An 18,517-nucleotide genomic window follows, 5' to 3' on the forward strand; every position below is an offset into this window, starting at 1 on the left:
AGGAAGAGGGTCAGTCCTTGACGGCGCCGGCGGTGACGCCCGCCGAGACGTACCGCTGAGCGACGACGAGGAGGACGGCGGCCGGGAGGGAGGCGACCACGGCGGTCGCCATGATCGAGTTCCACTCCTGGTTGTTGTTGCCGATGTACTTGTAGATGCCGAGCGTGATCGGCTGGAGCTTCCCGCCGCTGTCGAGGGTCGACGCGAAGATGAAGTCCGACCAGGCCCAGAGGAACGCGAAGAGCGACACCGTGACGACGGAGTTGCGGCTGATCGGCATGATCACCGAGGTGAAGGTGCGCCACGCGCTCGCGCCGTCCATCCGCGCGGCCTGGGTCAGCTCGTCGGGGATGCCCGACATGAACGCGGTGAAGATCAGCACGCCGAACGGCACCGCGATGGTGGAGTCGGCCACGATCAGCCCGGGGATCGAGTTCAGCAGCCCGAGGTTGAGGTAGATGGCGTAGAAGCCCATCGCCATGATGATCGCCGGGATCATCTGCGCGATCAGCAGCACGAACGAGAGGCCCTGCCCGCCGCGCGGCCGCAGCTTCGCGAGCGAGTACGCGGCCGGAGCGGCGATCGCCACGGTCAGCAGGACGGTTCCGAGCCCGACGATCAGGCTGGTGCCGAGGTACGGCAGCTGCTCGCTCACCACGGCCTGGTAGCCCGAGAAGGTCGGGGCGAAGGGGAACCAGTCCGGCGGATCCTTGCGCATCGACCCCGTCGGCGTGAGCGAGACGTTGATCATCCAGTAGACCGGGAACAGCATCACCGCGGTGAGCAGGACGCCGACGGCGGTCAGCCACCAGGGGCGCCGCGCGGTCATGCGTCGGCCTGCTTGCGCTGGACGCGGATGTACACGAGGCCGAAGACCAGCGCGAGGATGATCAGCAGGTTGCCGACCGCCGCGGCCGGGCCGAAGTCCGGCAGCATCGAGCCGAAGCCGAGCTGGTAGGTCCACGTCGCGAGCGTCGTCGACGAGTCGGCCGGCCCGCCCTTCGTCATGATCCAGATGATGTCGAACACCTTCAGCGTGTAGACGAGGCCGAGCAGGATCGTGATCGCCGACACCGGGCGCAGCAGCGGCAGCGTGATCCGCCAGAACTGCTGCGCGCCGGTCGCGCCGTCGAGCGAGGCCGCCTCGTAGAGGTCCTGCGAGATGTTCTGCAGCCCGGAGTAGAGGATGACCAGGTTGAACGGGATGCCGATCCAGATGTTGGCGATCAGCACCGCGATCAGCGAGGTCGCCGGCGAGGTCAGCCAGTTGATCTGGCCGATCCCGAACGACTCGAGGAACGCGTTGACGATCCCGGAGTCGCTGTTCAGCATCCACGACCAGGTCGAGGCCGAGACGATCAGCGGCAGCAGCCACGGCACCAGGAACAGCGCCCGGAGCGTGCTCGCGAGCGGGAAGCGGCGGTAGAAGAACACGGCGAGCGCGAGCCCCAGCGTGAACTGGAAGATCAGCGACACCCCCGTGAACACCGCGGTGTGCAGCAGCGCCGGGCCGAACGTCGGGTCCCGGAAGACCTGCGCGTAGTTGTCGAACCAGACGAACGGGGCGTTGCCCTGGACGAAGGAGCGGACCGTGTAGTCCTTCAGGCTCAGCTCGAGGTTGCGGTAGAGCGGGAAGGCGTAGAAGACGAGCAGGTAGACGACGAGCGGCGCGAGGAACGCCCACGCCGCGAGCTGCCCGCCCGGGCGCCGGCGCCGCCGCGGCGGCTGCGCCGCGACGGGCGCGACCCGGGGGTCGGCCTCGCGGCGCAGCAGCCGCGCCGTCTCAGTGGCGGTGGTCATCACTGCGTGGCGGAGGCCGCCGCCGACTGCGCGGCCTTCAGGGCGTCGGCGGGCGACTGCGAGCCGCTCAGCGCGGTCTGCACGGCCGACCAGAGCTGCTCGGAGATCTTCGGGTACTTCGTCCCGAGGTCGTCCGAGGTGCGGCCCTTCGCGGCCTGGACCGCCTCGACCCAGGGAGCGAGGTCGGCGTTCCCGGCGACCTGCGCCTCCTGCGCGGCGGCCGTCGGCGCGATGTACGACAGCGTGTTGTCGGTCGTCACCAGGTTGTCCGTCGAGGTGAGGCACTCGGCGATCGCCGCCGAGGTCTCGTAGCGCGCGGTGTCCTTCTGCACGGGCAGGGTGAGGAACTCGCCGCCGGTCGGAGCGGGGGCCGAGCCGCCGTCCTTCGCGGGGATGGTGAGGACGCCGTAGTCGATGCCGGACGCCTTGGCGTTGGCGAGCTGCCAGGTGCCGTTCTCGCCGAACGCGTACTCGCCGGTCTCGAACTCCTGCCAGCTGGTGGTCTGGGTGTTGCCGATCACGGAGTTGGGCGCGTAGCCCTTGTCGAGCCAGTCGGTCCAGAGCGAGACCGCGTCGACCGCGGCGTCCGAGTCGAGCTCGGTCAGCTCGGCGCCGGAGCCCCAGAACCACGGCAGGAACTGGAAGGTGCCCTCCTCGGTGCCGATGGCGGAGAACGTGATGCCCTTGCCGCCCGAGGCGGTGACCTTCTCGAGCGCGCTGGTGAGGCTCGCCCAGTCGGTGATCGACGAGACGTCGACGCCGGCCGTGGCCAGCACCGTCTTGTTGTAGTACAGCGCGAGCGTGTTGGCGCCGATCGGGACGCCGAAGGTGTCGCTGCCGGTCTCGCCCGCGGCCAGGATGTTGGCATCGATGTCGCCGGTCTCGAGGCCGTTCTCGGCGGTGGTGGTCAGGATGCCCGACTCGGCGAGCGTGGAGACGACGGGGTTGTCGACGAGCAGGATGTCCGGCGAGCTGCCCTGCTGACCGGCGAGGAGCGCCTTGTTGGTCAGGTCGGTCGTGTCGTAGCCGGTGCGCTCGATCGTGACGCCGGCGTCGGTGCCGCAGGAGTCGATGAGCTTCGCCCAGTCGGACGACTCGTCGAACTGGGGGTACGGGTCCCAGAACGTGTACGTGCCGCCGGCGGCGGAGGCGTCGCCGCCCGAGCCTCCTGCGCAGCCGGTCAGTGCCGCTGCGGCGGTCCCGAGCAGGACGGCGGCGGCGAGGCCCCGAGCGTGCTTCCTCTTCATCGCGGATGTTCCCTTCGTCGTTGACGGGTCGTGGCGTCCTCGGCGCCGGCGGAGGTGCCGGACCGAAACTACTTTCTGCGGGATCAACCTAGACACCGCGGAGAGAGCGAGTCAAGAGGCGGCGCGTTTTCGGTCTTTTCGGTTCGCCCCGTGCTGTGCGAGGATCGACCGGGGCGCCCGCCGGCGCCCGGAGCAGGAGGACGTCATCGCGCCGCGCAAGCCCACGGGCACCATCACGCTGACCGACGTCGCGCGGGAGGCCGGAGTCTCGATCGCCACCGCCTCGAAGGCGCTGAACGGCCGCGACCAGGTGCGGGCCGAGACGCGCCAGAAGGTGCTCGACGCCGCCGCCGCGCTCTCCTTCACGCCGAACCCGTTCGCCCAGGCCCTCAACTCGCGGCGCACCGGCACGATCGGGATGCTCACCAACGACCTCGACAATCGCTTCGTGCTGCCGGTGCTGCTGGGCGCCGAGGACGCGTTCGGCGCCGGCTCCACCTCGGTGCTCCTCTGCGACGCCCGCGGCGACTCCATCCGCGAGCAGCACCACATCAAGAACCTGCTGGCCAAGCGCGTGGACGGCATCGTCGTGCTCGGCCGGACCACGAACCCGCGCCCGTCGATCACCGCGACGATCCCCGTCCCCGTGGTCTACGCCTACGCGCCCTCCGAGGACGAGCGCGACTCGTCGTTCACCCCCGACAACACGCTCGCCGGCGCGCTCGCCGCCCGGCACCTGATCGAGCGGGGGCGCACCCGCGTCGCGCTGATCAACGGCGAGCCCAGCTACTCCGCCGCGCACGACCGGGCCCGCGGGGTCGAGCGGGCGCTGGCGGAGGCGGGGCTCCCGCTGATCGGCGGCGACGTGCTCTACGGGCAGTGGTCGGAGAGCTGGGGGCGGCAGTGCGCCGAGACGCTGCTCGCGGCGCATCCGGACCTCGACGCGATCATCTGCGCGAGCGACCAGATCGCGCGCGGCGCCCTCGACCACCTGCGCGAGAGCGGGCGCTCCCTGCCCCGCGACGTCGCCGTGGTCGGCTTCGACAACTGGGACCTGCTCGTCGAGGCCGCCCGCCCCCCGCTCACCAGCATCGACATGCAGCTCGAGGCCCTCGGCCGCGCGGCCGCCGAGGAGCTCTCCCACGCCATCCACGGCCGCGCGACGCCGGGCGTCCGCTCGATGCCGGTGCGCCTCGTCCCCCGCGAGTCCTCGAGCTGACGGCGCCGGATCCCGATCCGCCGCTGCGCGCTCTCCATGCTGGTCGAGTAGCCGCCACCGGCGGCGTATCGAGACCCACCCGCCTGCACACGTGGATCTCGATGCCCGCTGTGCGGGCTGCCCGATCGGCATGAAGGGGCCGCGTTCCGCGGACTCCTCCCTCCGCTCCGCACAACATCAGCTGAGAAGGGGTGGCGTCCGCTGTCGGAGGAGGCCCCCTCGTCTCAGCTGATGTTGTGCGGAGCTCCACCCGCGGATCACCATGCCTGAGGTCCGCGCGCGATCCACGCCGGTCGAGCAGCCGCCACCGGCGGCGGATCGAGCCCGCGCTACTCCGGCATCGAGAAGTCGGCGAAGTCGAAGCCCGGCGAGACCAGGCAGCTCACCACCGCGTCCTCCGCCGAGGGCAGCGTCCGCTGCCACACGTCGGCCGGCACCAGCGCCTGCACCGGCAGCCCCTCGAAGGCCGAGCCGAGCACGACCGTCTCGCCCTCCGCCGGCTCCTCGCCGAGCCCGCCGTACTGCAGCGCCACCCGGCCCGGCCCGTTCCAGATCCACGTCTCCGCCGACGACACCCGGTGCCAGGCCGACGCCTCGCCCGCCGGCAGCAGGAACACGATCAGCGTCGCCGCCGGCCGCTCGCGCACCGAGCCGTCGGCGCCCAGCAGCGTCAGCCGCTCCGGCGACTCCCACGTCCGCCGGTACCAGCCGCCCTCCGGATGCGGCTCCAGCCCCATCGACTCGGCGAGCGCCGGCCGCCGCACCCGCTCGAGCACCCGGCCGTCCACGCTCAGCCGGTCGACGAACCCGCTCAGATCTGCGCCCGCCATCGGACCTCCCCGGAGATGATCGTGGCGAGGGCTGTCCCCTCGCCGGCTTCGACGATCGTCGCCACGACGTCGTCGGCGGAGCGCCCGGACACACCGAGCACCGCGAGATCCGCGAGCGCCCCGGGCACGAGCGTCCCGATCGCCTCCGCACCGCTCGCCGCCCCCATCGCGACCGCCCCGCCGAGCGTCGCCGCGGCCAGCAGCCGCGCGTGCAGATCGCGCCCCGCGTATCCCTGCTCCCGCGCGATCCGGTGCAGCTCGGCCACGTCCCCGAGCAGGTCGAGCGACGGCGTCGACGACAGCGAGTCCGTCCCCACCGCGATCGCGTTCCCCTCGCGCAGGTAGTCGGCGACCGGCGCCTCGTCCAGCCCGATCACCGCGTTCGAGCGCGGGCAGAGCGCGACCGAGGTGCCGGTGCGCCGCAGCGTCGCCCGGTCGTCCGCGTCCACGTAGATCCCGTGCGCGATGTGCACGTCGTCGCCGAGCGCGCCGATCGTCTCGGCGTATGCCACCGGGCGCAGCGCGCTCCCGCCGTTGCGCAGCAGGTGGAAGCCGTCGTAGCCCCAGCGCCGCCACTGCTCCGCCAGGTCGCCGCGGCCGTGCATCGTGTACTCCGCCTCCCACGCCGACTCGGCCAGGTGCAGGTGCCGGCGCACGCCGAGCTCCTGCGAGAGCCCGGTCAGGTCGCTCAGCACCGGGGTGTCCAGCGAGTACGGCGCGTGCGGCGAGAGCCCGATGCGGGTGACTCCGGAGGTGCGCACCAGCTCCGCCGTGATCGCCCGGCCACTGCCGCGCCAGTCGTCCTCGAGGAGGCTCATCAGCTCCCAGTAGGCGATCCCGTGCACGCGGCCGTCCTCGAGCACACGCAGCGCGTCGAGGTCGGTGACGATGTCGGCGATCGCCGTCGTCCCGGTCGAGACCGCGATCTCCAGGCCCGCGGCGGCGGACGCGCCCCAGTCGTGCGGCTGCTCGTAGACCTCCTGGAAGGCGCGCGACCAGTCCTCGAAGCCGGCGTACCGGCCCGCGCCCACCGCGGACATGCAGGTGTACTGCAGGTGCGAGTGCGCGTTGACGAGTCCCGGGACGATCGCGCCCCGCCACTCGTGCACCGCCGGACCCTCGTCGCGGAGCGACGCCAGCACCTCGTCCCGCGGCCCGACCGCGACGATCCGCTCGCCGCGCACGGCCACCGCTCCGTCCCGCACAGGCTCGCCCGCGACGGGCAGCACCCACGGCGCGCTGTGCACGGTGAGCACCGCCGTGGCGCTCACCGCTTCCTCGCGCCCGAGCGAGACCGCGCCGCTCACGGGATCCACGCCGACGGCATCGTGCCGGTGAGGCTCGCCGTGGTCGCCGCGACCGCCAGCAGCAGCGCCGCGAGCGTGACCGTCCAGTCGATCGGGGTGTAGCGGATCTCCCGCAGCCAGGTGCGCTTGCGCGTCCCGAAGCCGCGCAGATCGAGCGCGTCGACCGTGTCCTCCGCGTCGACGAACGACGAGATGGTGACGGGCACCATCAGCGGCGCCACCTCGCGCAGGCGCCGGACCGGATTCCTCGTCTGCGCCCGCTCGTAGCCGCGCAGCCGCTGGGCCGCCGCGGTCTCCTGCAGGTTCGAGGCCGCGCTGGGCAGGAACTTGAAGGTCAGGTCGATCCCGTAGGCGAACCGCGCCGGCACCCCGAGCCGCGCGAACGCGACCGCCAGGTCGCCGGGGCGGATCGCGAACGCGAGCGGGAAGCCGACCGCGACCAGGGAGAGGAAGCGCAGGAGCAGGTTGACCGCGTACGACACCGCCCCCTCCGTGATCGCCAGGCCGACCACCGGCACCGTGAACAGCGTCGCGCCGGCCTCGGGCTCGCCGCTGCCGGTCGCGCCGACGATGAGTCCGTTGATGCCCGCGAAGACCAGCACGAACACCGCCACGACCGCCCAGTTCGAGCGGATCTCGCGGAACGGGATCCGCGCGCTGAAGTAGTACGCGAACGCCACCACGGCGAGCGCCGCCATCCAGCGCAGATCGCGCACCTGGCTGGCGGTGATCACGAACATCACCGGCACCAGGATGAGCACGCGCGGATCCCGACGGCCGAGGAAGGAGTCACCGCCGAGATATCGAGGCGATACCTCCATCTCGCGCGCCCGTCAGCGTCCGGCGAGGTTCTGCAGCGGCTTCCAGACCCGGTCGAGCACGGGCACCAGGATCACCGCGGTGATGCCGGTCGCGAGGATCGCCAGGAGGTAGGAGCCGAAGAACCAGTACTGGAAGGTCTGACCGAGGAACAGGAAGTCGGTGGCCGTGAAGAGCAGCCCGACGACGACCGCGGCGACCGCGATCGCGGCGGCCCAGACGAGCTGGCGGCCGGTGGTGCGCGGCTCCTTGGCGTAGTAGCCGATCAGGCCGGCGAGCAGGCCGACGAGGCCGTTCGCGATGCTCCAGTTCCAGTAGGTGAGGAAGCCGTAGCCCATGATCTGGTCGACGATCGCGTTGCCGACGGCGCCGGTGAAGAAGCCGGCGACGGGTCCGAAGCGCAGGCCGACGAAGGGGATGATCGCGATCGCGGGGCGGATCGAGATCATCGTGCCGGGGATCACGAAGCTGAGCGCCCCGAGAGCGCCGTAGAGGGCCGCGCCGACGGCGCCGAAGACGATCGTCCGCGAGGAGACGGCCCAGGGGCCGGTCTTCGCGGCGGTGGAGGTGGTGGTGGCGGTCACGGGTGTGTCCTTTCGAGGGGGGAGGAGGAGCCGGGGTGGGCGGAGCTGCGCGGATCGGAGGAGCTGCGCAGGCCCGAGGAGCGCGGATCCGAGGAGCGCGGATCGGAGGAGCTGCCGGGGTCGTCCTGCGCGCGGCGGAGACGCCGGGCCAGGTCGAGCGGGCGCGGGAGGCGACCGCTCGCGGGTCCGTGGCGCCGGGCGGCGCGCACGAAGTCGGTCTCGCGCAGCACCGCGCGGGAGGACCCGGGGTCGACGCCCGGGCCGTGCCAGAGCGACAGGTCGTGCACGACCTCCGCGGGGCCGGCGTCGGCGACGATCCCGCCGCCGTCGACGACGACCACGCGGTCGGCGCGGGCGAGGGCCATGTCGATGTCGTGGGTGATGAAGTACACGCTGTCGATGCCGTCGATCGCCCAGACCGCGTCGAGGAAGTGGCGCGAGGAGCGCTCGTCCTGCCCGGCCGTCGGCTCGTCGAGGATCAGCGTGCGCGGCCGCAGGGTCAGGGCGAGCGCGACGGCGAGCCGACGCTGCTGCCCGAACGAGAGCGTCCGCGGCGGGCGCTGCAGGATCCCCGGCACGTCGTCGAGCGACACGGCGCGCAGCGCGGCGTCCGCGATGGCGGGGATCTCCGCCTCCGGGACCCCGAGATTGCGCGGCCCGAAGGCCAGCTCCGCCTCGACCGTCTCGCTGAAGAGCGCCTGCCCCGGATTCTGGAACAGGTAGCCGCAGGTCGAGACGAGCTCGGCCGCGGTCAGCTCGTGCACCGGCCGGTCCTCCAGCAGCACCCGGCCGCGGCTCGGCGCGACCAGGCCCACCGCCGCGCGCATCAGCGTCGACTTGCCGGCGCCGTTCCGGCCGAGGATCGCGACGCGCTCCCCCGCGTGGAAGCGGCGGTCGACGGCGGCCACGATCGTCCGCGCGCCGTAGCCGAGCTCGGCGCCGTCGAAGTGCAGCCGGGCCACGCCGCCGGCCGCGGGCCGCGCCTCCTCCTCGGGGGTCTCCTCCCCCACGGCTCCGGCGAGCAGCGCCTCGAACGGCAGCTTCACCGACTCCGGCGACGCGACCGCGAGGAACCCGGCGACGTCCCCGGTGAAGACCACCCGCCCCTCCTCGAGGTAGACCACGCGGTCCGGCTCGAGCGCGAGCACCTCGTCGACCCGGTGCTCGACGATCACGGCCGCCCCGCCCCCGTCGACGTAGTCGCGCACCGCCCGCAGCAGCACGTCGGCCGCATCGGGATCGAGGTTCGCCAGGGGCTCGTCGACGACTATCACCCGCGGGTCGAGCACCAGGATCCCCGCGAAGGCGACGAGCTGCAGCTGCCCGCCGGACAGCTCGTGCGGCGGCGTGGCGAGCAGCGACGTCAGGCCGAGCCGCTCGGCGACCCGGAGCGCGCGCTCGCGGATCTCGGCGGGCGGCGTCCCGCGGTTCTCCAGCCCGAAGGCGATCTCGGCGAGGACGCTGTGCCCGACGACCTGCTTGGCCGGGTCCTGCAGCAGCGTGCCGACGACCTCCGAGATGTCGCGCAGGGCGAGCGGAGTCGCCTCCCGCCCCTCGACCTCGATCCGTCCGGTCACCTCGGCGCGGTAGGAGCGCGGCACCAGGCCGTTCAGCACGCGCAGCAGCGTGCTCTTGCCGCAGCCGGAGGGGCCCGCGACGAGCACGACCTCGCCGCTGGACACCGAGAAGTCCGCGTCGACGAGCGCCGGCTCCGTCGCGCTGCGGTAGGTCACTCCGACGCCCTCGAGGCGCAGCAGCTCGGTCACGAGCGCGCCCCGTCCCGCTGCGGAGCCGCGCGGCGGCCGGTCGAGGTCCAGCTGCCGAGGAAGTCGCGCTGGGCGCTGCTCGGCGCGTCGATGCGGAGGCCGAGCGCGTCGAGCTTGGCGCGCGCGACCCGGTCGTCGACCTCGGGCGGCAGCAGGTGCACGGCCGGCGCGAGGCTCCCCGCCTCGCGGGCGAGCAGGTCGACGGCGGCCAGCTGGACACCGAAGGACAGGTCCATGATCTCGATCGGGTTCCCCTCGCCGGCGGTGCAGTTGATGCAGCCGCCGTCGTCGAGCACGACGATCGAGCGGCCGTTGGGCAGGTCGAAGCTCTCCAGCGCGTGGCCGATGCTCCGCCGGGTCGCCCCCGCGGCGAGCGCCGCGTCGATCGCGATCTCCTGCGCGACTCCGCCCGAGACGGCCACGGCCGCCCCCTCCGGCAGCGCGAGGAGGTGCTCCACGTCGATCGTGTGCGCGATGCCGGTCGCCGAGATCAGCAGGTCGGCGCTGCCGGCCGCCGACTCCAGCGCGTCGACGTCGTAGCCGGCGAAGACCGCCTCGAGCGCGCGGACCGGGTCGACCTCGGCGATCGTCACCCGGGCGCCGAGGGCGCGGGCGTGCTGGGCGACGCCGCGGCCGACCGGGCCGAAGCCCGCGACGACGACGTGCGCGCGGTCGAGTGGAGTCGCGAGCAGGTCGAGCATGGTGAGGAGCGTCGACTGCCCCGTGCCGTGCCGGTTGTCGAACAGCGTCTTGCAGCGCGCGTCGTTCACGGCGAGCACCGGGATCCGCAGCGCGCCCTCGCGCTCCATCACCCGCAGCGGACGCAGGCCGCTGGTCGTCTCCTCCGTCGCCCCGCGCAGGGTCTCGAAGACCGCCGGCCGGTCGGTGTGCGCGAGCCGGGTGACCGACGAGCCGTCGTCGACCAGGACGTCCGGGCGCCGGTCGAGCAGCTCCAGCGCGAACGCCCGGTCGTCGGCCGCGCTCGCGTCGGAGCGGGCGAAGACCGCGATGCCCGCGTGCTGCAGGGCCGCGGCGGTGTCGTCGTGGGTGTTGGAGGCGCCGCACATCACGCTGACGTCCGCGCCGGCCGCCGCCAGCTCGAGCGCCAGGGTCGCCGTCTTCGGCTCGAGCACGAGCACCAGCCCGATCCGCAGGCCCCGCACCGCGCCGCTCTCGCGCAGCTGCCCGGCGATGCCGCGGGTGACGGGCATGAACCGCGCGGCCCAGTCGATCTTGTCCTGCCCCTGCCGCCAGAGCGAGGCGTCCCGGATCGGCGCGGTCATCGCAGCAGCTCCAGGGCCAGGGCGCGGTCGGCGCGGTCGTGCAGGGCGTCGGGCGACGGATCCTGCTCCCGGGCGGCCTCGACCGCGGCCGCGAAGCGCGCGGACAGCTGCTCGCGGGTGCGGCGCGTCGAGCCGTCGACGACGTCGCGCGCCACGAGGAGGAAGAGCTCGCGGTCCGCGTCCGCGATCCGGTCGATCCCGGGTCGCCCCGAGGACGGGTCGGTGACCGCGGTGACCGCCGGGTGCTCCTCCGCCGCGTCGACCAGGAGGAGCGGACCCCCGCCGCCGAGCAGCGCCGCAGTGACCGGCGCCGACAGCTCGCCCGTCGCGAGGGCGATCGTCGCGTCCCCGAGCTCGGCCGCCTCCGTCGTCGCGACCGCGAGCCCGCGCTGGGCGATCTCGACCAGCGCGACCGGATCGTCGCCGACGACGACCACGCGCGCGCCCGTCGCCGCGGTCCTGGTCGCCAGCTCGGCGGCGAGCGGCCCGGTGCCGAGCACGGCGACGCGGGTGTGCGCGAAGGAGAGGTTGGAGGCGGCGGCGACCGCGCGCAGGACGGCCTGCGCCCAGGCAGTGCGGGTCAGCGCCCGGACGACCCGCGAGTCACCGGTCGCATCGGCCGCCGTCGCGGGCAGCGCGGCGCGTCGCAGCGGAGTGAGGGTGGCGTGCATGACGCTCCAGGGGAGTCGGCGGTTCTAAGCGGTTAGCGCGACCATAGTCGCGCCTCGTTTCCCCCACCCGCCCTTTTATTACGCCCGTGTGAAACATTCCCCGTCGCCCTCCGACCACCCCGCACATCGGGCACGCCTTCATGCTGATCGAGTAGCCCGCACAGCGGGCATATCGAGATCCACCCCCCTGCACACGTGGGTCTCGATACGCGCTGCGCGCTACTCGACCAGCATGGGCCGCCCCAGCCACACGGGCAGCTTGCACAGCCGGCGCACCCAACGCCGATCGAGCACCCCGCGCAGCGGCCGCCCCCATGCCGACCGAGCCTCCCGCGCAGCGGACGCGTTCATGCTGATCGAGTAGCCCGCGCAGCGGGCGTATCGAGATCCACCCCCCCCCCATAAGCTGACCGGATGCCAACCCGCTCCCGGCGCCCCACCCTCGCCGACGTGGCGCGCTCGGCCGGCACGTCCGCCACCGTCGTCAGCTACGTCGTCAACAACGGCCCGCGCCCCGTCTCGCCCGAGCTCCGCGCCCGCGTCGAGTCCGCGATCACCGAGCTCGGCTACCGCCGCAACTCCCTCGCCGAGGCGCTCAGCGTCGGCCGCTCCACCCTCGTCGGCCTCCTCGTCCCCGACTCCTCGAACGCCTTCTTCGGCGAGCTGGCGCGCGAGATCGAGCACGAGGCTCGCCGCCGCTCCCTGCTGACCCTCCTCGGCAACACCGAGTACGACCCGGAGGTCGAGCGCGGCTACGAGCGCACCTTCGCCGACCTGCGGACCGCCGGCATCCTCCTCGTGACCATCGACCCGCTCAGCACCGCCGACACCGCGCCCCGCGTCTTCCTGCACTCCGCGGCCCCCACCGACGCCGAGCCCAGCGTCGTCTTCGACGACGAGCAGGGCGTGCGAGCCGCGGTCGAGCACCTCCTCGCCCACGGCCACGACGACGTGCACTGCGTGACCGGCCCCGACGACTTCGGCCCGTCCGGCCTCCGCGCCCGCTCCTGGTCCGAGGCGATCGGAGGCGCCGCCGGCCGCCTGCACCGCGTGCCGATGGACCGCGTCTCGGCCGAGGCCGCCCTCCGCACGATCCTCCGCGCCGAGCGTCCGCGCGCCGTCTTCGCCACGACCGACGAGCACGCCCTCGCCCTCCTCCGCGCCGCCTCGCAGGAGGGGATCCGCGTCCCGGACGAGCTCGCGATCGTCGGCTTCGACGGCATCCGCGAGGCGCTCCTCGGCGGCGTCCGCGTCACGACCGTCGCCGTCCCCGTCCGCGAGATGGCCCGCATCGCCTTCGAGCTGCTCGACGAGTCCCTCGCCGACGCCCCCGTCCGCCACGTCGTCCTGCCCACCACCCTCGTCCTCGGCGAGACCTGCGGCTGCACCCCCACCCCCTGACCCGCCTGGATCTCGATACGGCCCTGCGGGCCTACTCGATCACCATGGAAGCGCCCCTCCAGCGGAACCGGAAGGACTGCAGAACATGCTGGTCGAGCAGCCCCGAAGGGGCGTATCGAGACCCACCCTCATCAGCAGACCAGCTCTTCGGACTCCCCCCTCATGCTGGTCGAGTAGCCCCGCAGGGGCGTATCGAGACCTACCCGATCAGCCGAGCACCCCTACCCCCTCCGATCCGCCGCACAACATCAGCCGAGAGCCGCCCTCATCGCCCATCGGCGATGAGACGCCCATCCAGCTGATGTTCTGCCGCCGTCCCGCGCACAACGTCAGCTGAGACGGGGGTCCCTCCCCCGACAGAGGAGGCCGGGTGCTCTCAGCTGACGTTGTGCGCACGTCGACGCCGACCCACGCTCGCCCTCAGCCGATCGCCGCCAGCCGCCCCACGACGCCCTCGCCCAGCCGCGCGACGTACCCCTCCGGGTCCGGCCCCTGCGGCGCGAGCTCGACCAGCGAGATCCCGAGCGCCGCGTACTCCTCCATCGCCCGCACGAACCCGTCCGGATCCCCGATCGGATCGCCGCCCCCGATGATCGTCTTCGTGATCGCGTCGTAGTCGCGCCCGAGATCGTCGCAGTGCCGTCGCAGCACGTCGAGCTTGTGCGCGACCCCCTCCGCCCCGATCGCGAACAGGTTGCACGCGTCGCCGTACTCCGCGACCAGCCGCAGCGTCTTCTTCTCCCCGCTCCCGCCGATCAGGATCGGCGGCCCCGGCCGCTGGATCGGCTCCGGGTGGTTCAGAGTCTCGGCGAGCTGGAAGTGCGTCCCCGAGTACGGCCCGTCGTCCTCGCTCCACATCTGCCTGCAGATCTGCAGCGTCTCCTCGAGCCGCTCGAACCGCTCCTTCAGCGCCGGGTACGGCACACCGAGCCCGAGGTGCTCCCGCTCGTACCAGGCCGCGCCGATGCCGAGCATCGCCCGCCCGCCCGACAGCACGTCGAGCGTCGTCACGATCTTCGCCAGCAGCCCCGGATGCCGGTACGTCACCCCGGTCACCAGCAGCCCCAGCCGCAGCCGCTCCGTCCGCCCCGCGACGAACCCGAGCGAGGTGTACCCCTCGAGCATCGGATCCTCGCTCGTCGCGAACTGCTCCATCTGGAAGTAGTGGTCCATCAGCGTGAACCACTCGCAGCCGACGTCCTCCGCCGTCCGCGCCGTCGCCCCGAGGATCGGCGCGATCCCGGCACTTCCCCCCGGCAGCGTGAAGTTCATGAAGTGGATGCCGACCTGCATGCGCGTGCTCCTGACGTCAGTGTCCCCCGAGCCTGTCACGCAGGGCCGCCCCGGTCACGTGCCCCCAGCGCATTCGCCGCGCACACGGATCCGCCACTCCACCCCTCGGTGCCCATAAAAAAGGCCCCTCCCATGTGAGCATCGCGGAGAGGCTTGGGAGGGGGTCGATTGCTTCCAAGTTAGCAGCTGCTTGCGCGGCATCCGCGGTTGGAGCGATACCGGCGCGAAGCGTCGAGCCGGTGGCGTCCGCCACCGCTCCGGACAGCGCCCGGCCGCACACCGCGGCGGAGCAGGGCGCGCCCCGGAGGAGTCGTCAGGCGCCGACGCGGAACCGGCGCCCGCCGAACTCCACGACGTCGCCGACCACGAGCTGCCGCCCGCGACGGCGGTCCACCTCGCCGTTGACGCTGACGAAGCCCTCCGCGACGGCCTCCTTCACCTCGCCCCCGGAGTCGAGAATCCCCGCGAACTTCAGGAACTGCCCGAGCCGGATGCTCTCCCCGTCCAGCGGGACGTCCTCGACCGGATCCTGCGCAGCCACGAGCGTCAGACCGCCGGGATGTCCGCGAAGCGGGAGAAGTGGCCGTGGAAGCCGACGGTGACGGTGCGGGTCGGGCCGTTGCGGTGCTTGGCGACGATGAGGTCGGCCTCGCCCGCGCGCGGGTTGTCCTTCTCGTAGGCGCTCTCGCGGTGCAGGAGGATCACCATGTCGGCGTCCTGCTCGATCGAGCCGGACTCGCGGAGGTCGGAGATGGCGGGCAGCTTGTCGGCGCGCTGCTCCGGGCCACGGTTCAGCTGCGAGAGCGCGATGACCGGCACCTGCAGCTCCTTCGCGAGCAGCTTGAGCGCGCGGGAGAACTCGGAGACCTCCTGCTGGCGGCTCTCGACCTTCTTGCCCGAGGTCATCAGCTGGAGGTAGTCGATGACGACCATCTTCAGCCCGATGCGCTGCTTGAGCCGGCGGCACTTCGCGCGGATCTCGACGAGCGTGAGGTTCGGCGAGTCGTCGATGTAGAGCGGGGCGTCGTTGATGCGGCCGCGGGTGGAGGCGATGGTCGTCCAGTCGCGCTGGTCGACCGTGCCCTTGCGCATGTGCTGCAGCGGCACCGACGCCTCGGCGGAGAGCAGGCGCATCGCGATCTCGCTGCGCCCCATCTCGAGCGAGAAGAAGATCGTGGCCATGTTGTGCTTGATCGCGGCGGCCCGGGCGAAGTCGAGCGCGAGCGTCGACTTTCCGAGCGCCGGTCGCGCGGCGACGATGATCATCTGGCCGGGATGGAAGCCGTTGGTGAGATCGTCCAGGTCGGCGAAGCCGGTCGGCACGCCCGTGAAGGCGCCGTCCTTGTGCGCGGCCGCCTCGATCTCGTCGATCGCCACGGTGACCGCGTCGGTCAGCGGGACGTAGTCCTCCGCCGTCTCGGACCCGGTGACGTTGTAGATCTCGGCCTGCGCGGTGTTCACGAGGTCGAGCACCTCGCCCTCACCCTGGTAGCCCATCTGCGCGATGCGGGTGCCCGCCTCGACCAGGCGGCGCAGCAGCGCGCGCTCGGCGACGATGGACGCGTAGTAGCCCGCGTTCGCCGCGGTCGGCACCATCGCGGTGAGCGAGTGCAGGTAGTCGGCGCCGCCGGCGCGCTGCAGCTCGCCCTGCTTGGTCAGCTCGTCGGTGACGGCGATGACGTCGGTCGGCTCGCCGTGCGAGTAGAGCGCCAGGATCGCCTCGAAGACGATCTCGTGCTTGGGGATGTAGAAGTCGGTCGCCTTGACGCTCTCGACCACGTCGGCGACGGCGTCCTTCGACAGCAGCATGCCGCCGAGGGCCGACTGCTCCGCGAGGAGGTCATGCGGGGGCGTGCGGTCACTGCTGCGCGGAGCGTCTCCGCGGGAGTCCCGCCCGTCTCGTCCGTCCGAGCCGGGAACCGCCAGGTGCGCGATCGTCATGCCTTCGCCTCCTCCTGTCGGGTGCCTCGCGGAACGGGTGGCCACGCGGCTCGGCCGCCTGTCGCGAGTGCCGGATCCAGGTCTACTCCCGACCTCCGACAGCGGGCGCCCGGCGCCCGCCCCGCTCCCCTCGCGGGGCGCTGCGCCACACTACGGACCCGCCGCCCACAGGGTCAAACCACCCTGTGGAGAGAACTGTGGAGAATCGGCGGGAAACGCCGCGCCCACTGTGGGCAACGTGTGGACAACCCTGTGGGAACTGCACTGTCGGATAAGTTTTTTCACCGCGCTGACCTGGCCTTTCCCGCTTTCCACAGGTGTGTGGGGAAAAGAGTCTCCAGACCACATTGAAGGTTGCCCGCCCGCGAGGGTGTATGTGGATGGAGCTGTGGACAACGGGAACGACGAAGGGCGGTGCGGCGGGACCCTGGAGTCCCGTCGCACCGCCCTTCGCGGCGTTCTCGCGGCCTTACTTGGCCGCGACCACCTGCAGCTTCACGGTGGCCTGGATGTCGTCGCGCAGACGCACCACGGCCTCGTGCTCGCCGACGTTCTTGATCGCGTTCGAGATCACGATCTTGCGCTTGTCGAGCTCGCCGTAGCCGGCCGCCGCCACCGCGGTCGCGATGTCGGAGGTCTTGACGGAGCCGAAGAGGCGTCCGTCCTTCCCGGCCTTGACGGTCAGCTTCACGCGGTTGGCCTCGAGGACCTGCTTCGTGTGCTGAGCCTCTTCGATGGTCTTGTGCTCACGAGCGGCTCGCGCCGACTTGATCTGCTCGACCTGCTTCTCGCCACCTCGGGTCCACGCGACGCCGAAGCCCTGCGGGATGAGGTAGTTGCGGGCGAACCCGTTCTTGACGTCGACGACGTCGCCGGCGGAGCCGAGACCGTCGACCTCGTGGGTCAGGATGACCTTTGACATGCCGTTACCTACCTTCCGCTGCCGGCGTAGGGCAGGAGCGCCATCTCGCGGGCGTTCTTGACGGCGCGGGCGATGAGGCGCTGCTCCTGGACGGAGACGCCGGTGATGCGACGGGCGCGGATCTTCCCGCGCTCCGAGATGAACTTGCGAAGCGTCGGGACGTCCTTGTAGTCGATGACGCCGACGCGGACCGACTTCGCGGGGGCCGCGTTCTTCGCGCCCTTGCCGCGGATCGGCTTGCGGCGATCGCCGCTGCTCTTTCCAGCCATAGTGGTTTCCTTAGATTCTGGTTCGCGTCCTCCGGCACCCCTCTCGGGGCGGGGACGCGTGATTCAGGTGAGGGCGCGCTCGAGCCGGAGGCTCAGAACGGCGTCTCGTCGTTGTAGCTGCCCGGCGTGCTCCACACGTCGCCACCGGCCGGAGCGCTGGGCGCCCACGGCTCCTCGGCCTGGCCGCCACCGCGGTTGCCGCCGCCGTTGCCGCCGTTGCCGCCGCCGAAGCCGCCCTGGCTCGCGCCCTGACCGCCCTGACCGCCGCCGCCGACCTGACCGCGTCCACCGCCGCCACCGGCTGCGCGCGTGACCTGTGCGGTCGCGTAGCGCAGCGAGGGGCCGATCTCGTCGATCTCGAGCTCGATGCTGGTGCGCTTCTCGCCTTCCTTCGTCTCGTAGGAGCGCTGCTTCAGGCGGCCGGTCGCGACGACACGGCTTCCCTTGGTCAGCGTCCCCGCGACGTTCTCGGCGAACTCGCGCCAGACGGACGCGCGGAGGAACAGCGCTTCGCCGTCCTTCCAGTCGTTCGCCTGACGGTCGAAGGTGCGCGGCGTGGAGGCGATGGTGAAGTTCGCGACCGCGAGCCCGCCCTGCGTGTAGCGCAGCTCGGGGTCGGCGGTGAGGTTCCCCACCACGGTGATGATCGTCTCGCCGGCCATGAGCGCTACGCCTTGGGAGCGGCCGGAGCCTTGGCAGCCTTGCGGGCGGCCTTCTCGTCGGCGAGCTTCTTGGCGGCGGCGACCTGGGCGATGCCCTCTTCGGCGCGGAGCACCTTGGTGCGCATGACGGCCTCCGACAGCTTCAGCTGACGGTCGAGCTCGTTCGCAGCGGCCGAGGTCGACGTGAAGTCGACGATGGCGTAGATGCCCTCGGACTTCTTGTTGATCTCGTACGCCAGACGACGGCGGCCCCAGACGTCGACCTTGTCGATGGTTCCACCATCGGTGCGGATGACGTTGAGGAACTTGTCGAGACTCGGAGCGACGGTGCGCTCATCGATCTCGGGATCCAGAATGACCATGAGTTCGTACTGATGCGTCACTAACCCACCTCCTTCGGACTGAACGGCCACGGTATTTCCGTGACAGGAGGGTATGTAGCATCTGCCCACTCCCGCGGACGCGAGTGCGTCTGGTCATGGACAACCTGACGACCCTACCAT

Annotated in this window: 19 protein-coding genes; 2 read left to right on the forward strand and 17 right to left on the reverse strand. The window is 71.9% G+C overall.

Annotation, left to right across the window (positions count from 1 at the left end; translation table 11 throughout):
• Nucleotides 1–10: 10 nt before the first annotated feature.
• Genes HQQ82_RS13985 through HQQ82_RS13995 form a run of 3 tightly spaced genes read right to left on the reverse strand, consistent with a single transcriptional unit; the run spans nt 11 to nt 3,047 of the window.
• Entirely contained in the window at nt 11–829 is an 819-nt protein-coding gene (locus tag HQQ82_RS13985) for a carbohydrate ABC transporter permease (protein WP_173234237.1), read from the reverse strand.
• Nucleotides 826–1,800, reverse strand: coding sequence for a carbohydrate ABC transporter permease (locus HQQ82_RS13990; protein WP_173234239.1), 975 nt, complete (start codon nt 1,798–1,800; stop codon nt 826–828). Before HQQ82_RS13990 ends, HQQ82_RS13985 begins: the two co-directional genes overlap by 4 nt.
• Entirely contained in the window at nt 1,800–3,047 is a 1,248-nt protein-coding gene (locus HQQ82_RS13995; RefSeq protein WP_173234241.1) for an extracellular solute-binding protein, read from the reverse strand. The genes HQQ82_RS13990 and HQQ82_RS13995 overlap by 1 nt, the downstream gene beginning before the upstream one ends.
• Nucleotides 3,048–3,285: 238 nt before the next feature.
• Between HQQ82_RS13995 and HQQ82_RS14000 the strand changes: the two genes are divergently transcribed.
• Complete coding sequence (locus HQQ82_RS14000) at nt 3,286–4,266, forward strand: LacI family DNA-binding transcriptional regulator (RefSeq protein ID WP_216848641.1); 981 nt, start codon at nt 3,286–3,288, stop codon at nt 4,264–4,266.
• Nucleotides 4,267–4,595: 329 nt separating this feature from the next.
• On the opposite strand, the gene HQQ82_RS14005 is transcribed toward HQQ82_RS14000, so the two are convergent.
• The 7 genes from HQQ82_RS14005 to HQQ82_RS14035 form a co-directional block, all read right to left on the reverse strand.
• Nucleotides 4,596–5,096, reverse strand: a complete 501-nt coding sequence (locus HQQ82_RS14005) for a cupin domain-containing protein (protein ID WP_173234243.1) — start codon at nt 5,094–5,096, stop codon at nt 4,596–4,598.
• On the reverse strand, nt 5,078–6,412 hold the full coding sequence (locus HQQ82_RS14010; RefSeq protein WP_367947953.1) for an amidohydrolase family protein: 1,335 nt from the start codon (nt 6,410–6,412) through the stop codon (nt 5,078–5,080). The genes HQQ82_RS14005 and HQQ82_RS14010 overlap by 19 nt, the downstream gene beginning before the upstream one ends.
• Nucleotides 6,400–7,164 carry an energy-coupling factor transporter transmembrane component T gene (locus tag HQQ82_RS14015; RefSeq protein WP_173234245.1) on the reverse strand — a complete coding sequence of 255 codons (765 nt, stop codon included), beginning with the start codon at nt 7,162–7,164 and terminating at the stop codon, nt 6,400–6,402. The genes HQQ82_RS14010 and HQQ82_RS14015 overlap by 13 nt, the downstream gene beginning before the upstream one ends.
• A gap of 72 nt (nt 7,165–7,236) precedes the next feature.
• Nucleotides 7,237–7,806 carry an ECF transporter S component gene (locus HQQ82_RS14020; RefSeq protein ID WP_173234247.1) on the reverse strand — a complete coding sequence of 190 codons (570 nt, stop codon included), beginning with the start codon at nt 7,804–7,806 and terminating at the stop codon, nt 7,237–7,239.
• Nucleotides 7,803–9,572 carry an ABC transporter ATP-binding protein gene (locus HQQ82_RS14025; RefSeq protein WP_173234249.1) on the reverse strand — a complete coding sequence of 590 codons (1,770 nt, stop codon included), beginning with the start codon at nt 9,570–9,572 and terminating at the stop codon, nt 7,803–7,805. The genes HQQ82_RS14020 and HQQ82_RS14025 overlap by 4 nt, the downstream gene beginning before the upstream one ends.
• Nucleotides 9,569–10,855, reverse strand: a complete 1,287-nt coding sequence (locus HQQ82_RS14030) for an adenosylhomocysteinase (protein ID WP_173234251.1) — start codon at nt 10,853–10,855, stop codon at nt 9,569–9,571. Before HQQ82_RS14030 ends, HQQ82_RS14025 begins: the two co-directional genes overlap by 4 nt.
• Nucleotides 10,852–11,526 carry a hypothetical protein gene (locus HQQ82_RS14035; RefSeq protein ID WP_173234253.1) on the reverse strand — a complete coding sequence of 225 codons (675 nt, stop codon included), beginning with the start codon at nt 11,524–11,526 and terminating at the stop codon, nt 10,852–10,854. The genes HQQ82_RS14030 and HQQ82_RS14035 overlap by 4 nt, the downstream gene beginning before the upstream one ends.
• Nucleotides 11,527–11,940: 414 nt before the next feature.
• Between HQQ82_RS14035 and HQQ82_RS14040 the strand changes: the two genes are divergently transcribed.
• A complete protein-coding gene (locus HQQ82_RS14040) occupies nt 11,941–12,927 on the forward strand; it encodes a LacI family DNA-binding transcriptional regulator (RefSeq protein WP_173234255.1) in 987 nt (328 codons plus the stop codon).
• A gap of 420 nt (nt 12,928–13,347) precedes the next feature.
• On the opposite strand, the gene HQQ82_RS14045 is transcribed toward HQQ82_RS14040, so the two are convergent.
• The 7 genes from HQQ82_RS14045 to rpsF all read right to left on the reverse strand — a co-directional run bounded on the left by HQQ82_RS14045 (nt 13,348) and on the right by rpsF (nt 18,397).
• On the reverse strand, nt 13,348–14,220 hold the full coding sequence (locus HQQ82_RS14045; protein WP_173234257.1) for an LLM class F420-dependent oxidoreductase: 873 nt from the start codon (nt 14,218–14,220) through the stop codon (nt 13,348–13,350).
• 313 nt (nt 14,221–14,533) lie between these two features.
• Nucleotides 14,534–14,761, reverse strand: coding sequence for an RNA-binding S4 domain-containing protein (locus HQQ82_RS14050; protein WP_173234259.1), 228 nt, complete (start codon nt 14,759–14,761; stop codon nt 14,534–14,536).
• Between the two features lie 5 nt (nt 14,762–14,766).
• Nucleotides 14,767–16,161: a replicative DNA helicase gene (dnaB, locus tag HQQ82_RS14055; protein ID WP_173234261.1), complete on the reverse strand. Its 1,395-nt coding sequence runs from the start codon at nt 16,159–16,161 to the stop codon at nt 14,767–14,769.
• 469 nt (nt 16,162–16,630) lie between these two features.
• Nucleotides 16,631–17,083 (reverse strand): 50S ribosomal protein L9, encoded by a 453-nt coding sequence (rplI, locus tag HQQ82_RS14060; RefSeq protein ID WP_123447282.1) that lies wholly within the window; start codon nt 17,081–17,083, stop codon nt 16,631–16,633.
• Nucleotides 17,084–17,091: 8 nt separating this feature from the next.
• Complete coding sequence (rpsR, locus tag HQQ82_RS14065; RefSeq protein ID WP_056039813.1) at nt 17,092–17,352, reverse strand: 30S ribosomal protein S18; 261 nt, start codon at nt 17,350–17,352, stop codon at nt 17,092–17,094.
• A 92-nt stretch (nt 17,353–17,444) separates the two neighbouring features.
• On the reverse strand, nt 17,445–18,014 hold the full coding sequence (locus HQQ82_RS14070) for a single-stranded DNA-binding protein (RefSeq protein WP_173234263.1): 570 nt from the start codon (nt 18,012–18,014) through the stop codon (nt 17,445–17,447).
• A 5-nt stretch (nt 18,015–18,019) separates the two neighbouring features.
• A complete protein-coding gene (gene rpsF / locus HQQ82_RS14075) occupies nt 18,020–18,397 on the reverse strand; it encodes a 30S ribosomal protein S6 (RefSeq protein ID WP_173234265.1) in 378 nt (125 codons plus the stop codon).
• Between the last annotated feature and the right edge of the window lie 120 nt (nt 18,398–18,517).

Source organism: Rathayibacter sp. VKM Ac-2856 (assembly GCF_013205055.1).
GTDB lineage: Bacteria > Actinomycetota > Actinomycetes > Actinomycetales > Microbacteriaceae > Rathayibacter.

Excerpts from the sequence above, each read along its gene's own strand:
- HQQ82_RS14030 (WP_173234251.1), bottom strand. The coding sequence starts at position 10,855 with ATGACCGCGCCGATCCGGGACGCCTCGCTCTGGCGGCAGGGGCAGGAC.
- HQQ82_RS13985 (WP_173234237.1), bottom strand. The coding sequence starts at position 829 with ATGACCGCGCGGCGCCCCTGGTGGCTGACCGCCGTCGGCGTCCTGCTC.
- HQQ82_RS14005 (WP_173234243.1), bottom strand. The coding sequence starts at position 5,096 with ATGGCGGGCGCAGATCTGAGCGGGTTCGTCGACCGGCTGAGCGTGGAC.
- dnaB (WP_173234261.1), bottom strand. The coding sequence starts at position 16,161 with ATGACGATCGCGCACCTGGCGGTTCCCGGCTCGGACGGACGAGACGGG.
- rpsR (WP_056039813.1), bottom strand. The coding sequence starts at position 17,352 with ATGGCTGGAAAGAGCAGCGGCGATCGCCGCAAGCCGATCCGCGGCAAG.
- HQQ82_RS14045 (WP_173234257.1), bottom strand. The coding sequence starts at position 14,220 with ATGCAGGTCGGCATCCACTTCATGAACTTCACGCTGCCGGGGGGAAGT.
- HQQ82_RS13990 (WP_173234239.1), bottom strand. The coding sequence starts at position 1,800 with ATGACCACCGCCACTGAGACGGCGCGGCTGCTGCGCCGCGAGGCCGAC.
- HQQ82_RS14070 (WP_173234263.1), bottom strand. The coding sequence starts at position 18,014 with ATGGCCGGCGAGACGATCATCACCGTGGTGGGGAACCTCACCGCCGAC.
- HQQ82_RS14040 (WP_173234255.1), top strand. The coding sequence starts at position 11,941 with ATGCCAACCCGCTCCCGGCGCCCCACCCTCGCCGACGTGGCGCGCTCG.
- HQQ82_RS13995 (WP_173234241.1), bottom strand. The coding sequence starts at position 3,047 with ATGAAGAGGAAGCACGCTCGGGGCCTCGCCGCCGCCGTCCTGCTCGGG.
- HQQ82_RS14035 (WP_173234253.1), bottom strand. The coding sequence starts at position 11,526 with ATGCACGCCACCCTCACTCCGCTGCGACGCGCCGCGCTGCCCGCGACG.
- rplI (WP_123447282.1), bottom strand. The coding sequence starts at position 17,083 with ATGTCAAAGGTCATCCTGACCCACGAGGTCGACGGTCTCGGCTCCGCC.